Source organism: Fibrisoma montanum (assembly GCF_003583365.1).
Classification (GTDB): domain Bacteria; phylum Bacteroidota; class Bacteroidia; order Cytophagales; family Spirosomataceae; genus Fibrisoma; species Fibrisoma montanum.
In genome coordinates, this window is the sequence record NZ_QXED01000002.1 from 473,939 (window position 1) to 488,007 (window position 14,069).

The following is a 14,069-nucleotide window of genomic DNA, read 5'->3' on the forward strand; positions in this document are numbered from 1 at the left end:
GTGGCTCGAACGTAAGCCAATGCAAGTTTAGTGATTTTATGAATGGCGTTATTTTATGCAAGTAAACACATGTAATTTTTTTGTTATAAGCGACTCGCCAACTTTAGCAGTCATGTAACATTGGTGTAATATTCAGGTAATGGGTGCTGGGTTACTTTGTGTAAACTTTTCACATACGTATACCAGCTATGTACCGTAGCACACGTTTACTCTCAACGACTACCGCTTTATCGCTGATGGCGATGGCGGCCTGCACGGATCACCGCGATCCAAATAGTCCACCGATCACCCTCCAGAACACGTCCGTGACGCCGGCGCTGGTTCGGCCAATTGCCGGAGCGGGCGGCCGGTTAAACGCCGACGCCATCAAGATTTATTCACTCATCAGCAGTGACGACAGACTCGAACAGTCGCCTAACTTCGTTTTTGGTGGCTCGGCCGACGGAGCCGGTATGTTCCAGAACCCGGATGGTACCTACTCCATCATGGTCAACCATGAGGATAACTTCTCTGTATCGCGCATCACGCTCGACAAATCGTTCAAGCCAGTTAAGGGCGAATACGTACTGAACTCCGACGGTGGGCAGTGGCGCCTGTGTTCGGCAACGCTCGTGACACCGGTCGAACACGGATTCGGGCCGTATTTCATGACCTGTGGCGAAAGCGGTGAAGAGTCGCGTACGCACGCGCTACGCGTCGATGCCGATCCGCAGCAGGCAGCCATCACGCGCGAAGTTGAAGCGCTGGGCCGCTGGAGCGCCGAAAATGCGGTGCCGCTACCTAAGACGGCTTATCCGGGCAAAACGGTGATCATCATCGGCGACGACGATTCGGCTACCAACGGTGGTCAGGTGGCGCTGTACGTATCCGACCGCCCCGGCGACCTGGAAAACGGCTCCCTCTACATGCTGAAGCGCAAGGATAACAACCAGCGTGAGATGGACATGAAGACCGGCGATGTACACGATGTTGAATTCGTTAAGATCGAAAATCATAAAACCCTGTCGGGAGCGCAGATCAACGCCAAAGTAAACGAACTGAAAGCCATGAAGTTCGGCCGCGTTGAAGACCTCGACTACCGCAAAGACAACGTAGGCCGTGAGCTTTATTTCAACGTAACGGGTCAGGCGACTACCGGTGCCAATGCCGACTATTCACGTACGAAATACGGGCGCGTGTACAAACTGGTGCTGGACTCGAACGACCCCCTCAAGGGTAAACTTCAGGTGGTGCTGGACGGCGACGACCGGAACGGTATTGCGAAGGAGTTTCAGAACGTCGACAACATCTGCGTAACCAAGAACTATCTCTACACGCAGGAAGATCCGAACGGATACGGGGATGAAAAGCACGATTCGTACGTATATCAGTACAACCTCGCCACGGGTGCGATGACCAAAATTCTGGAACTGGATCACCGCCGGACGGCTCCGGATGCGGCCAAATACAACGTAGGAGGGACGTCGAAATTCGGCGACTGGGAATACGGTGCCATGGTTGACATCTCCGACGTAACGGGTCGCCCGAACACCTTCATGCTGTGCATTCAGCCCCACACCTGGACGGATGCAAAATACGCCGGTGTCGATGGCGGCACAAAGCGTAGAACCGAGCGCCAGGCCAGCCAGATCGTTATTGTCGAAGGACTGCCCCGGTAAATCAACTGACGTATACTAATAATGCCTGACTGGTTTCCGCGCCGGTCAGGCTTTTTATATCCGGTTCATCAACGCTATGATTTCAATACCCAAAGACACCAGAACCAATTCTCGATCTCGGCTCCGGCCGCTTGCCTGGCTGGCCCTGGGCGCGGCTGCACTGATTGCCCTGTATGGCTGGCTGCGGCCCCAACCCGCTCCGGCCGAGGCCGTGAAGGCGCAGTTTATGCAGGACATTACTGAGCTCGACAGCGCCGTTAGTCAGCTTCAGCGGGTCATCGGGCAGCGCCGGCCGGCAGCGGTTGTGCAGTCGGCGTTTCGGCAGGCGCGGCTGGCCTACAAACGGGTTGAATTCATATCGGCGTACTACAGCCCCGAAACGACCCGGGCGCTCAACGGGCCGAACATCCCGGAGGTGGACGACGACCTGCGGGTCAACGCACCGGAAGGCTTTCAGGTGCTGGAGGAACTGGTATTTCCCACCGTTGACCCTGCCAGCTACGACGAAGCGCTTCAGCAGGCGAATCTGCTCCGTTCGAACGTAGGACGGCTCCGGAAAATCTCGCAGACCAACGAACTCACCGACAGTCACGTATTTGACGCCATGCGGCTGGAGGTATTTCGAATCATTACCCTCGGCATTACCGGCTTCGACTCGCCGGTGGCGTTTCACTCCCTGCCCGAAGCCGTCAGTGCGCTGGAAAGTTTGCGGGAGCAACTGGATCATTATCAACTGGCCGATCAGCAGCCAGACCTCGCCCGGCGGTTGGATAAAACCTTTGCCGGTGCCGTGCAGGCGCTCCAATCGGCCCGGAGTTTCGACGACTTCGATCGGCTTACGTTCATTAAACAGGAAGCGAACGTACTGAGCGGGCTCATTGTCGACGCTCAGAAATCCCTGCACATCCCGGCTTTCAACGAATCACGCCTGCTGTCGACTACGGCTCGTACGCTTAACGATACGAACGCATTCGACCCGAGCTACTTCGTGAATTTCAGCGAGCAGCGGGCTACCCCCGGCCGGGTGGCGCTTGGTAAAATGCTGTTCTACGACCCGATTCTGTCCGGTCAGCCGGGACGTACCTGCGCGACCTGCCACCAGCCCGACAAGGCGTTTACGGACGGTGAACCCAAAAGCCTGGCGGTGGGCGTTGGCGGTCGACGTATCGCCCGCAACGCCCCGACTTTGCTCAATGCAGCTTTGCAGGCTGCGCAGTTTGCCGATTCACGGGTGGTGTATCTGGAAGATCAGGCCAGCGACGTAATCCAGAACGTGGACGAAATGCACGGATCACTGCCCAGGGCCGTCCAGGCGTTGCAGAAAAATCCGACGTACAAGGCGCTCTTTGCCACAACCTACAAGGAGGGCGTAACGGAGCAGACGCTGAAAAATGCCGTGGCCAGCTACGTCCGGTCGCTCGTCAGCCTCGACTCGCGGGTGGACCGCTATCTGCGCAATCAGCCGGCGGCCTTGACGAATGAAGAGAAGCTTGGCTTCAACCTGTTCATGGGCAAGGCCAAGTGCGCGACCTGTCACTTTTTTCCCTTGTTCAACGGTACGGTGCCGCCGGGGTATCAGGAAACGGAAAGTGAGGTACTTGGTACGCCGGCCACTCCCGATGGCAAACACGTTGATCCGGACGTTGGAAAATTCGTGCTGACCAAACGCGAGCCGCATCGCTACGCCTTCAAGACGCCGACCGTCCGGCACGTAGCGAAAACCGCGCCTTACATGCACAACGGCGTGTACCGGACACTGAACGAGGTAGTTGAGTTCTACAACAAGGGCGGAGGGAACGGTTTAGGGTTTAATCTTGAGAACCAGACATTACCGTTTGATAAACTGAATCTGACGGACGGCGAGCAACAGGCACTGACAGCGTTCATGAAGGCACTCTGATCGCAATGTTAATATTGCCTTCATATTGAAGTAATATGCGGTTGGTAGATTTGTATAAAAGTTTTTATACTTTTTTTAACAAATTATGCGCTACAGCAATCGTTTACTTACTACCACTACTGCTTTATCACTGCTGGCAATGGCAGCCTGCACCAGCGAGGAAAACCCGAACGTTGGAAGTACCGGCGTCGTGTTCAAAGACTATTCCGTAAACCCGTCGCTGGTGAAAACCATGCCGGGTTTTGAAAACCTGCAGGTTAACACGCTCATCAGCTCAGACGACAAACTGGAACAGTCGCCGAATTTCGTGTACGGCGGCCAGCCCGACGGTGCTGGTCTTATGAAAGACCCCAGCGGCAACGGCTACATCTTCGTGACCAACCACGAGTACCTGCGCTCAGCGTCACGGGTATTCCTCGATAATACCTTCAAGCCGGTAAAAGGCGAGTACATCGTTGACTATGAAGGTGGTACATGGCGGCTTTGTTCAGCCACCCTGGCCACTCCCGAAGAGCACGGCTTTGGCCCGGTGTTCCTGACGGCCGGTGAAAGCGGTGCTGAGTCGCTCGTACACGCGATCAGCCCGACCGGTGCGGCCGATAAGAAGAACAAAGATCGCGTGCTGCCCGCTTTAGGGAAAGCGTCGATGGAAAACGCCGTACCGCTGCCGAAGGATGCATTCGCCGGTAAGACGGTGATCATCATTGGCGAAGACGACGCGAGTGGGCAGGTACTGGCCTACGTATCAAACACGGTAGGTGATCTGCAGAACGGCAAACTGTACTTCCTGCGGGCGAAAAACCAGGACCCGGTTGAAACCAGCATGAAAGTTGGCCAGACCTACGACGTGGAGTTTGTCGAGGTGGACAACGCCAAAACGTCAACGGGGGCTCAGATTGCCACCCAGTCGGTTGAGAAAAAAGCCATCCAGTTTGCTCGCGTGGAAGATGTTGACTACCGCAAAGGTGGTGGCGCTGCCAGCCGCGAGATCTACTTCACGGCAACGGGGGTTGCTCAGAACGGCGGTACGCAGCCCGTAGCCGGCAAAACCATGTGGGGTCGGGTGTATAAATTAGTGCTGGATGCAGCCAATCCGCTGGTTGGTAAGCTGACACCGGTCATTGATGGTGAGGTTGATCCGGGCAACAGCATCGTGAACCCTGACAACCTGTGCGTAACGGAAAACTACGTATACATCCAGGAAGATGGTGACTCATTCTATCCGGCCAACAAGCATGATGGTCGCATCTGGCAGTTTGCCATTGCAACGGGTCAGAACAAGCCGGTGATCGAAATGAATCACCGCCGGACAGAATCGACATTCAACACCAAGTACAACTCGGTTAATTCACAATTGCTGAGTTCGTGGGAATACGGTGCCATGCTGGATATTTCAAACATCGTTGGTACACCGAATACGTTCCTGGTTAACCTGCACCCGCATACCTGGCGTGACATGAAATACAGCAACGCCGATGGTAGCTCGGTGACGAAGGCTACCAGCCTTACTGACGGCGCAACTGGGGCTTATGCCGAAGGTGGTCAGACAATCATTGTTCGCGGCCTGGCCCGTTAATTCTTCAACTTCAGTACGTATAACCCTTCGACCACGCGGTCGAAGGGTTATTTGCTTCATTCGACTATGCAGAATAATCCGATTCGGCTCCTGCTGACGTTACTGGGCGTTACGGCCGTTTTGGTCATTTTACTGGGCATGATTGCCCACTTTAATCGCCCTGTGCTGTCGCCGGTTGAGCAGACAAAGCAACAGGTTAGCCGTGACTTACAGCAACTAGCCGACCTGACAAAGCGTCAACTGCTCCCCCTGGCCGAGCACAGCCAGTCGGTTGATTCGCTCCGGCGGGCGTTTCTGGCCTGTCGTTCAGCCTACAAGCGCGTAGAGCCCTTTACCGAATACTTCTTCCCCGCTACGTCGCGGTTGGTCAACGGTCCACCCTTGCCGGAGGTCGAAGCCGAGGAAAACAAGCTGTTTGAGCCGGAGGGTTTGCAGGTCATTGAAGAACACCTGTATCCGGCCTTCGATCCGGCCGGCCGGGCTGACCTGGTGCGGGAGGTGAAAAAACTATCCAGCGAACTGGCGCGCTACCAGACGCTCTGGGAAGCTACCGACTTTACAGACGCCCACATTTTCGACCTCCTGCGGCTCGAAGTATTCCGTATTGTTTCGCTCGGCATGGCCGGGTTCGATACGCCGATGTGCCAGACCGCTATGCCCGAAGCGGCCGTCGCGCTGACGTCCATGCGGACGTACCTGAGTCTGTTCGAGACAGATTCGCCGGGCTACGCGGCCCTGGACAGGCAGCTACAACAGGCAGCCGACTATCTGAATCAGCACCCTGATTTTGACAGCTTCGACCGGGCGCATTTCATCACGACCTACGCCAATCCGTTGTCAAAACAACTGCTGACGTATCAGCGGGCGCTGGGCATCGAGCCGTTCAAAGATCGTCGCCCACTTCGTCCCGACGCCGAAACGTTGTTCGCGGCCAACGCTTTTGATCCGGATGCTTATGCCGCTACGGTCGACGCCCGCATGAATCCGGCCAAGATCGAACTGGGTCGGCGGTTGTTCGCTGACCCGGTGCTGTCGGCGAATAACCAGCGGGCGTGCGTAAGCTGCCACCAGCCCGACAAAGCCTTTACGGACGGATTAACGAAAAACAAAACCCTGACGGGGCAGGGGCTCATTGGTCGCAATACGCCCACGCTGCTCAATGCGGCCCTGCAAGCCGGGCAGTTTTACGACCTGCGGGCATCGTCGCTGGAAAACCAGTCGTTCGACGTAGTGCACAATGTTACCGAGATGAACGGCTCGCTGGAACAGGTAGCCAAAAAGCTACGGGTCGACCCATCGTACGTGGCCCAGTTCAGGAAAGCGTTTCCGGAAAAAAACGGGGCGATTGAACCGTTCCAGATTCAGAATGCGCTGGCCAGCTATGAGCGAACGCTGGTGTCGTTCGATTCACGCTTCGACCGGTACATGCGGGGACAGAAAACGGCGTTGTCGGCCGAAGAAATTCACGGCCTGAACCTGTTTATGGGCAAGGCCAAATGCGGAATCTGCCATTTCATGCCCTTGTTCAACGGGACGGTGCCGCCCGGCTACACAGACAGCGAATCAGAGGTGATCGGCGTTCCGGCCACCACCGCAGAAACGGAAATAGACCCCGATCTGGGACGGTATGCCCACACCAAACTGGATGTACTGAAGTATTCTTTCAAAACCCCGACCCTTCGGCACGTAGCGAAAACCGCGCCCTACATGCACAACGGCGTGTACCGGACGCTCGACGAGGTAGTTGAGTTCTACAACAAAGGGGGCGGCAACGGCCTGGGCTTCAACCTGGCGTATCAGACCTTGCCGGAAGACAAGCTAAACCTGACCGCCACCGAAAAGAAGGCCTTGGTGGCGTTTATGAAGGCGTTGTAAGGAAACGTAGCGATGGCCCGTGTGGGGTCAGGTTTTGAGCCCGGCACCACACGGCCGTTTCAATTTCGCAGGGGCTTCCGGGCGAAGCTGACCATCTGCCGGGCGTAGGCTACCGGTCCGACGTACGTAACGATGTCGGCGTACATCTGGGCGTCCTTCAGAAACCCTTTTACCGGCCCACTTTTGTCCATTTTGTAGGTGTTTGTCGCCGACCACGGAAACCACCGCACTACTTTGTGGTGCTGCTGCATATACTCGTTGATGGCCACTTCCAGTTGAAACCCCTCCACCGGCTGCTGAAAGATTGCGTCGAGGTCCCGCTTGCGGATGATCCGTTCGCCCGATAACAGGATGTCGCCCCGGTTGAACTTAACGAACCAGTCGGCATGGACCCGGCGGAGAATCACCATATCGACTTCATCGTGGTTCCGGATGGCCCGGATCGCCTGCTCCAGTTCGGCGGGGCTGATGGCCTGCAAATCGGCGTCCATGAGCAGCACCAGTTCTTCGCTTACGGCGGCTAATCCAGCCTTGATGGCCCCCGCTTTTCCGTGGTTTTCGGTTAGTCGGATCACGTCAATATGGGGCCAGCGGGCCTCAATCTCCGGACAACAGTCCTCGTCTGACCCGTCGTCGATGCAAATGATCTGCGTAATCGAACGAACCTGCGTAACTACGTTCAGGACGTCGAAAAGCCGGTTCCCTTCGTTGTAAAAGGGAATCAGACACGCGACGTTTCGTGTCGTTTTCATGGGCGTTGAGTGTTTGCCACAAAACTATCCGGAATGGCCGTTAGTTTTGCGGCACCTGTAAAGTGCAGGTTAACGGTCCCGTCTATGTTACCCTACCAACCTCCGATTATCTTCTCCGAAGAACAAGTACTGAGCCGCAGCCGAGCGTTCTACGAGTATGTGAACCGTCGCCGGACGGTGCGTGACTTCTCGGACCGGCCCGTGCCGCGCGAGGTGATCGAGCAACTGATCATGGCCGCGTCGACGGCACCATCGGGGGCGAACAAGCAACCGTGGACGTTCTGCGCAGTGGGCAATCCGGCCCTGAAGCAGCAGATTCGGGAAGCGGCCGAAGCCGAAGAATACCGGAGCTACAACGGGCGGATGTCGCCGGAGTGGCTGGCCGACCTGGCCCCGCTCGGGACGGACTGGCGAAAGCCTTTTCTGGAAACGGCCCCCTGGCTGATTGTGGTGTTTCGGCGGATTTATGAACCCGTCGGTGAGCAGAAGCGCAACAACTACTACGTGATGGAGTCGGTAGGGCTGGCCTGCGGATTTCTGCTGGCGGCCATTCACGACGCGGGGCTGGCAGCCCTCACGCATACGCCCAGCCCGATGGATTTCCTGACAAAGCTGCTGGAGCGTCCGGCCAACGAAAAGCCGTTTCTGCTTATTCCGGTGGGGTACCCGGCTCCGGATGCGCTGGTTCCGGATATTCATCGGAAGCCGGCTGATCAGGTGATTGTATGGTATTGACGGCTTCCGGATCGGCCGGGTCGAGACTGTCGCGAACCTGCTGCAGAAACCCCTTGATTTCGGTCAGCCGGGCAATGATCCGGGCGTTTTCGCGCTGGCGGGCGGTGCGGGTTTTGAGGTAGTCGCGGGCACCGGCCAGTGTAAAGCCTTTACCGTCAATCAGCTCAAAAATCTCCTTCAGGTGTTCAATGTCGGCCTGCGTGTAGACGCGGTCGCCGGCGCGGTTTTTCTTCGGCTTGAGCGATGGAAACTCAGTTTCGTAGAAGCGTAGTTTGGACGTGTTCGTACTGAACATGTCGGCTACTTCCCGTATGCCGTAGTATCGTTTGCCCGGATGCTCCATACGACAAACTTCCTGACCTTCCTGAAAAAACGCAAGTTTTGGCGTAAATTTGCGGCCTGATTGTTTGTAGTTTGTGGTTTGTGGTCCGTAGTTCGTTTCACCAGGGATTGCCTGCGTCCGATTAGTACGAACCACAAACTGCTTAACAGTTTACTGAAAACATGACTTCCCACGAAATACGCCGGCATTTTCTCGACTTTTTCCGTTCCAAAGACCACCTGATTGTTCCCTCGGCTCCGCTGGTTGCTAAAAACGACCCGACGCTGATGTTCAACAACTCGGGCATGGCGCAGTTTAAGGACTTCTTTCTGGGCAACGGAACGCCCCCGTCGAAGCGCGTCGCGGATACGCAGAAATGCCTGCGGGTGTCGGGAAAGCACAACGACCTGGAGGATGTGGGCTTCGATACGTACCACCACACCATGTTCGAGATGCTCGGCAACTGGTCGTTCGGCGATTACTTCAAAAAGGAAGCCATCGAGTGGGCGTGGGAACTGCTGACCGAGGTGTACAAACTGCCGAAAGACCGGCTCTACGTATCGGTCTTTCAGGGCGATGAGCGCGATGGCGTACCGTTCGACCAGGAAGCGTTCGACCTCTGGAAGCCCATCGTCGGCGAAGACCGGATCATCTACGGCAACAAAAAGGACAACTTCTGGGAGATGGGCGATACGGGGCCGTGCGGTCCCTGCTCCGAAATTCACGTTGATCTGCGCCCGCAGGCCGATGTCGACCAACAGCCCGGCAAAGAACTCGTCAACGCTGACCACCCGCAGGTTGTCGAAATCTGGAACCTGGTGTTCATGCAGTTCAACCGCAAAGCTGACGGGTCGCTGGAGCCGCTGCCCGCCCGCCACGTCGACACGGGCATGGGCTTCGAGCGGTTGTGCATGGCCATTCAGAGCAAGCTGTCGAACTACGACACCGACGTATTTACGGGTACGATCCGCGTCATTGAAGAACTCAGCGGCCGCTCGTACGACGCCAAAATGAAAGCGTCTGACGGAACGTCTGACGAGGAACAGCGCATGACGGCCGTAGCCATGCGTGTGATCGCCGACCACATTCGGGCCGTATCATTCGCCATTGCCGACGGTCTGGTGCCGTCGAACGCCAAGGCGGGGTATGTAATTCGCCGGATTCTGCGCCGGGCCATTCGCTACGGGTACTCGTACCTGAATTTGACCGAGCCGTTTATGACCAAGCTCGTGCCGACGCTGGCGATGCAGTTTGCCGACGTATTCCCCGAACTGAACGCCCAGCGCGATTTCGTCGCTACGGTGATTCGGGAAGAGGAGATTGCCTTCCTGCGGACGCTGGGAACGGGTTTAGGTCGGCTGGATCAGATCATCGGCCAGTTGACGAGCGAAGGCAAAGCTACCATCCCCGGCGACACAGTCTTTGAACTGAACGATACGTTCGGCTTCCCGGCTGACCTTACCGCGCTGATTGCCCGCGAAAAAGGCCTGACCATCGATGAAGAAGGCTTCCAGAAAGCGCTGGCCGAACAAAAAGCCCGTTCGCGGAAAGATGCTGCCTCGTCGGCCGGGGATTGGATCGGTGTTAATGATGAAGGACAGGCGTCTGTATTTGTCGGTTACGATCAGACCGAAACAACAACCCGTATTGTAAAATATCGCAAGGTTCAGAATAAACAGGGAACGCAGTACCAGATCGTACTGGCCGAAACGCCGTTTTATGCAGAATCTGGTGGGCAGATTGGGGATGTGGGGACGTTAACGTTGAGATTAGGCAGCCAGGACTTGGTGACATTGGATGTAGTGGATACAAAAAAGGAAAATGACCTTGCCATACATCTAGTCAGTCCTAAACCAATTCCAACCCTCGCTTATTATGCGGCTGGAGATAACTCGTTCTCGCGATCTGAAACGCTCGGTGATGATGAAGAACAGCTGGAACAACTGCTCAAGCTTTCTGATACAGTTGTTGCTAAGATAGATTCCGAACGGCGGATGTTGACCTGCAGCAACCACTCCGCTACGCACCTGCTGCACGCGGCTCTGCGTGAGGTGCTGGGGACGCACGTAGCGCAGAAAGGCTCCTACGTTGGGCCGGATGCCCTGCGGTTTGACTTCTCGCACTTCCAGAAGGTGACCGACGAGCAACTGGCCGAAGTTGAACGCATCGTCAACGAAAAAATCCGCGAAGACATTAAGCTCGACGAAAAACGGAACGTACCGATCGAAGACGCCAAAAATATGGGCGCTACGGCCCTGTTCGGCGAGAAATACGGCGACTTTGTCCGCGTCATTACGTTCGACCCCAATTACTCCGTCGAACTTTGTGGCGGTACGCACGTACCCTCCACGGGCCACATCGGTCTGTTTAAGTTCACGTCGGAAGGGTCGGTATCGACCGGTGTCCGGCGGGTGGAAGCCAAAACCGCCCTTGGAGCCGAAGCGCTGGTAAACGAGCAGTTTGCTACCGTCAACGAACTGAAGGAGTTACTGAAAGCACCGAAAGACCTGGTGAAAGCCGTACAGTCGCTGCTGGAAGAACGTAGCGCCCTGCAAAAACAGGTCGAAGCACTCCAGAACGAGAAGGTGCAACAATTGAAGAACCAGTTACTCGACAAGATCGAAGCCGTAAATGGGCACAGTGTTCTGGTGGAGAAGGTCGACGTACCGTCGGCTGATGCGCTCAAGCAACTGGCCTACGATCTGAAAGCCAAGGTGGATAACCTTGCGCTGGTGCTGGGTGCCGACATCAACGGCAAGCCACAACTGGCCGTAATGCTGCCCGACGAACTGATCAAAGGCAAAGGGCTGAATGCCGGGCAGGTCGTGAAAGAACTGGCCAGGAACATCAAAGGTGGTGGGGGCGGTCAGCCGTTCTTTGCTACGGCCGGCGGCTCCGATGCCTCCGGGCTGGATGCGGCCCTGGCGCAGGGAAAACAACTGCTGGCGCAGTAACGGTCAGGTATATAAGTCGGCCGGTTGGGCACTCGCCCAACCGGCTTTTTTTAAGAAAAGCGCCTGGTATCAGCTGAAGTGCTGATTGACAATTGCCTGAAGCATGGCCTTCGTCAAAGGTTTCGACAGATACCCTTTCACTTCGTTGAACTGGCTGGCCCGGGTGGTATCGGCCGGGAAGAGCGAGGTAGTCAGCATAAGCAGAACCACGCGGCTTTGCAGGCTAGGGTCGATCTGCCGGTAGTGTTCGAGGAACTCAAAACCGTTCATACCGGGCATATTGATATCCAGCAGAATGATATCCGGCCGGATGTAGTCCGGGTGGTCGGTATCAGTCAAATACGCCAGGCCCAACTGTCCATTTTCGGCTACGCGAACGGTTTCGCAGAGTCCGGTTTCTTCGATGATCAGCTGATGGAGGTAATTATCGTCGGGGTCGTCGTCAATTAAGAGAATGCACCGAATCGGCCTGGGCATACTGATGGAGGTGTTTTATGACTTTGGGAATGGTAAAGTAAACGGTAGTGCCGCTGCCGACGACGCTATCGAGCCAGATCTGACCGCCGTAAATATCAATAACCTTTTTACAGGTAGCAAGTCCGATGCCGGTTCCGGAGTATTCGTTTCGGCCGTGCAGCCGTTGAAAAATCTGAAATACCCGCTCGAAATACTGCTGTTCGATGCCGATGCCATTGTCGCTGATAGCGAACCGGTATTGTTGAATCTCGTCCATAACCTGGATTTTGACGTAAGGAGCTACGCCGGGACGCCGGTATTTAAGAGCGTTGGTAATCAGATTCTGAAAGAGTTGTTTCAGATCGGTTCCGTGTCCCATGATAGTCGGCAAAACGGATTTGTCGATCGTGGCACCGGTCGCCTGGATTTCGGCCTGCAGCTCTTCAGTAATCTCATTAACCAATCGGTTCAGATCGACGGGTATGTAGGCCATGTCGCTGCCCACCCGCGAAAATTCCAGTAAATCCCTGATCAGATGCCGCATCCGTTCGGCAGCCGCCGACGATACCGTAATGAGTCGCCGGGCATCGTTGTCGAGCTGGTTACCGTGTTTGGCTTCGAACAGCGTCAGGTAGCTGGTGATGGTTTTCAACGGCGACTGCAGATCGTGGGAGGCAACGTAGGCAAACTGCTGGAGTTCCTGATTGGAGCGGGTCAGCTCCTGCATGGCCAGTTGCCGGTACGACAGTTCGCGGTCGTATTCGCGGGACGTGCGCAGCCCAACGGCCTCCTTGAAATAGCGAACCAGCGCAATCACCGTCGCCACGGACACGACACCCGTGAAAAAGCGGATCAGGGCGTTGATCCGGTAGGCCGGTAGCCAGAACATCATGGCGTCGATAAGGTGCGTAAGGCCGCAAAGAAGAATAAACGCACCAAACAGCCAGAATACACCCGGAAGCGGTACGCCCTTTTTTATGATGACAAACCGGATCAGAATCAGCGGAATTGCCATGTAGGCCAGCCAGATGGTCAGGTCCGAGAGAATGTATAACCAGCCGTGAAAGTCGGACCAGGTTCCGCAAAGCCATCGGGGAGGCCAGTCGCCCATATCCGTCAGGCGACGAAAGAAATCAAAAACTTGCTCCATGAGTGAGTTACAAACGAGTACAGGGCGTGTATAACTTGCCTGACGTCGACTGACTGTGCGTACGGGTCGCGGGGACTACAGGCAGTTTGCACGTATAAAACTACCAAATAATACCATAAACAGCAGGTCCGCCGAAAGAGATGTGATGAAAGTTTTAGTATGTTTGCCTACTACGTTTTTTATACACTCGCTACATGAAAAAACAACTACTAATGCCAGCTTTTCACTCCAGCCCTCCGTTCTCATTCAGCCTGCAACAGGCTGTTACCCTACAGACTGCCTCTCAGGCTGTTTGTCTATCTTCCTGACCGACTTCGTATACATTATCCCGTTCGATCAGGAGTCGGCGGCCGAAGGGCAATACGGTCAAATTGTGTCGGTTGTTAAGACGAAGTAATCGGTAGTTCGCCAATTTTCGTATGTATACAAATAGGCTCCGTTGGTATTCGGGGTACTTGACCACCTACTACGCTATTTGAGTTACGAGAAAGGAAAATAAACCACGGGTTGGTTGCCCGTGCAGACACACTTTTCCGGTAATGTCATAGCCACTGCCAGTGCAACGCTGATCCGTTCCCACCGATCTGTTACGGCACCATACCTGTCGTTACATTAGATGCAGATACGTAGAATCAGGATCTGCAAACCCAAAGAACAGTGTCGCCGTTGTAAACAGAGGTACGGCACTCGA

At 55.4% G+C, this 14,069-nt stretch carries 10 protein-coding genes; 6 read left to right on the top strand and 4 right to left on the bottom strand.

Annotated elements, in window-relative coordinates:
- Window positions 1-188 precede the first annotated feature (188 nt).
- From DYU11_RS07780 to DYU11_RS07795, 4 genes are all read left to right on the top strand, one after another.
- Window positions 189-1,658: a hypothetical protein gene (locus tag DYU11_RS07780; protein WP_119667088.1), complete on the top strand. Its 1,470-nt coding sequence runs from the start codon at window positions 189-191 to the stop codon at window positions 1,656-1,658.
- A 76-nt stretch (window positions 1,659-1,734) separates the two neighbouring features.
- Window positions 1,735-3,558: a cytochrome c peroxidase gene (locus tag DYU11_RS07785; protein ID WP_119667089.1), complete on the top strand. Its 1,824-nt coding sequence runs from the start codon at window positions 1,735-1,737 to the stop codon at window positions 3,556-3,558.
- 85 nt (window positions 3,559-3,643) lie between these two features.
- Window positions 3,644-5,134 (top strand): PhoX family protein, encoded by a 1,491-nt coding sequence (locus DYU11_RS07790; protein WP_119667090.1) that lies wholly within the window; start codon window positions 3,644-3,646, stop codon window positions 5,132-5,134.
- A 66-nt stretch (window positions 5,135-5,200) separates the two neighbouring features.
- A complete protein-coding gene (locus DYU11_RS07795; RefSeq protein ID WP_119667091.1) occupies window positions 5,201-7,009 on the top strand; it encodes a cytochrome-c peroxidase in 1,809 nt (602 codons plus the stop codon).
- A gap of 59 nt (window positions 7,010-7,068) precedes the next feature.
- Here the strand turns inward: DYU11_RS07795 and DYU11_RS07800 are convergent, their stop codons facing one another.
- A complete protein-coding gene (locus DYU11_RS07800; protein ID WP_119667092.1) occupies window positions 7,069-7,761 on the bottom strand; it encodes a glycosyltransferase family 2 protein in 693 nt (230 codons plus the stop codon).
- A gap of 84 nt (window positions 7,762-7,845) precedes the next feature.
- On the opposite strand from DYU11_RS07800, the gene DYU11_RS07805 reads away from it, so the two are divergent.
- Complete coding sequence (locus tag DYU11_RS07805; protein ID WP_119667093.1) at window positions 7,846-8,496, top strand: nitroreductase family protein; 651 nt, start codon at window positions 7,846-7,848, stop codon at window positions 8,494-8,496.
- Here DYU11_RS07805 and DYU11_RS07810 read toward each other — a convergent pair.
- A complete protein-coding gene (locus tag DYU11_RS07810) occupies window positions 8,411-8,974 on the bottom strand; it encodes a MerR family transcriptional regulator (protein ID WP_229365731.1) in 564 nt (187 codons plus the stop codon). The genes DYU11_RS07805 and DYU11_RS07810 overlap by 86 nt on opposite strands.
- A 26-nt stretch (window positions 8,975-9,000) precedes the next feature.
- Here DYU11_RS07810 and alaS point away from each other — a divergent pair, with 26 nt between their 5' ends.
- Complete coding sequence (gene alaS, locus DYU11_RS07815; RefSeq protein WP_119667094.1) at window positions 9,001-11,772, top strand: alanine--tRNA ligase; 2,772 nt, start codon at window positions 9,001-9,003, stop codon at window positions 11,770-11,772.
- A 69-nt stretch (window positions 11,773-11,841) separates the two neighbouring features.
- Here alaS and DYU11_RS07820 read toward each other — a convergent pair whose 3' ends face one another.
- Together DYU11_RS07820 and DYU11_RS07825 are read right to left on the bottom strand one after the other, a co-directional pair.
- Window positions 11,842-12,249, bottom strand: coding sequence for a response regulator (locus tag DYU11_RS07820; protein ID WP_119667095.1), 408 nt, complete (start codon window positions 12,247-12,249; stop codon window positions 11,842-11,844).
- Window positions 12,215-13,378: a sensor histidine kinase gene (locus DYU11_RS07825; protein WP_119667096.1), complete on the bottom strand. Its 1,164-nt coding sequence runs from the start codon at window positions 13,376-13,378 to the stop codon at window positions 12,215-12,217. The genes DYU11_RS07820 and DYU11_RS07825 overlap by 35 nt, the downstream gene beginning before the upstream one ends.
- Window positions 13,379-14,069 lie beyond the last annotated feature (691 nt).

Excerpts from the sequence above, each read along its gene's own strand:
- DYU11_RS07780 (WP_119667088.1), top strand. The coding sequence starts at position 189 with ATGTACCGTAGCACACGTTTACTCTCAACGACTACCGCTTTATCGCTG.
- DYU11_RS07785 (WP_119667089.1), top strand. The coding sequence starts at position 1,735 with ATGATTTCAATACCCAAAGACACCAGAACCAATTCTCGATCTCGGCTC.
- DYU11_RS07790 (WP_119667090.1), top strand. The coding sequence starts at position 3,644 with ATGCGCTACAGCAATCGTTTACTTACTACCACTACTGCTTTATCACTG.
- DYU11_RS07795 (WP_119667091.1), top strand. The coding sequence starts at position 5,201 with ATGCAGAATAATCCGATTCGGCTCCTGCTGACGTTACTGGGCGTTACG.
- DYU11_RS07800 (WP_119667092.1), bottom strand. The coding sequence starts at position 7,761 with ATGAAAACGACACGAAACGTCGCGTGTCTGATTCCCTTTTACAACGAA.
- DYU11_RS07805 (WP_119667093.1), top strand. The coding sequence starts at position 7,846 with ATGTTACCCTACCAACCTCCGATTATCTTCTCCGAAGAACAAGTACTG.
- alaS (WP_119667094.1), top strand. The coding sequence starts at position 9,001 with ATGACTTCCCACGAAATACGCCGGCATTTTCTCGACTTTTTCCGTTCC.
- DYU11_RS07820 (WP_119667095.1), bottom strand. The coding sequence starts at position 12,249 with ATGCCCAGGCCGATTCGGTGCATTCTCTTAATTGACGACGACCCCGAC.
- DYU11_RS07825 (WP_119667096.1), bottom strand. The coding sequence starts at position 13,378 with ATGGAGCAAGTTTTTGATTTCTTTCGTCGCCTGACGGATATGGGCGAC.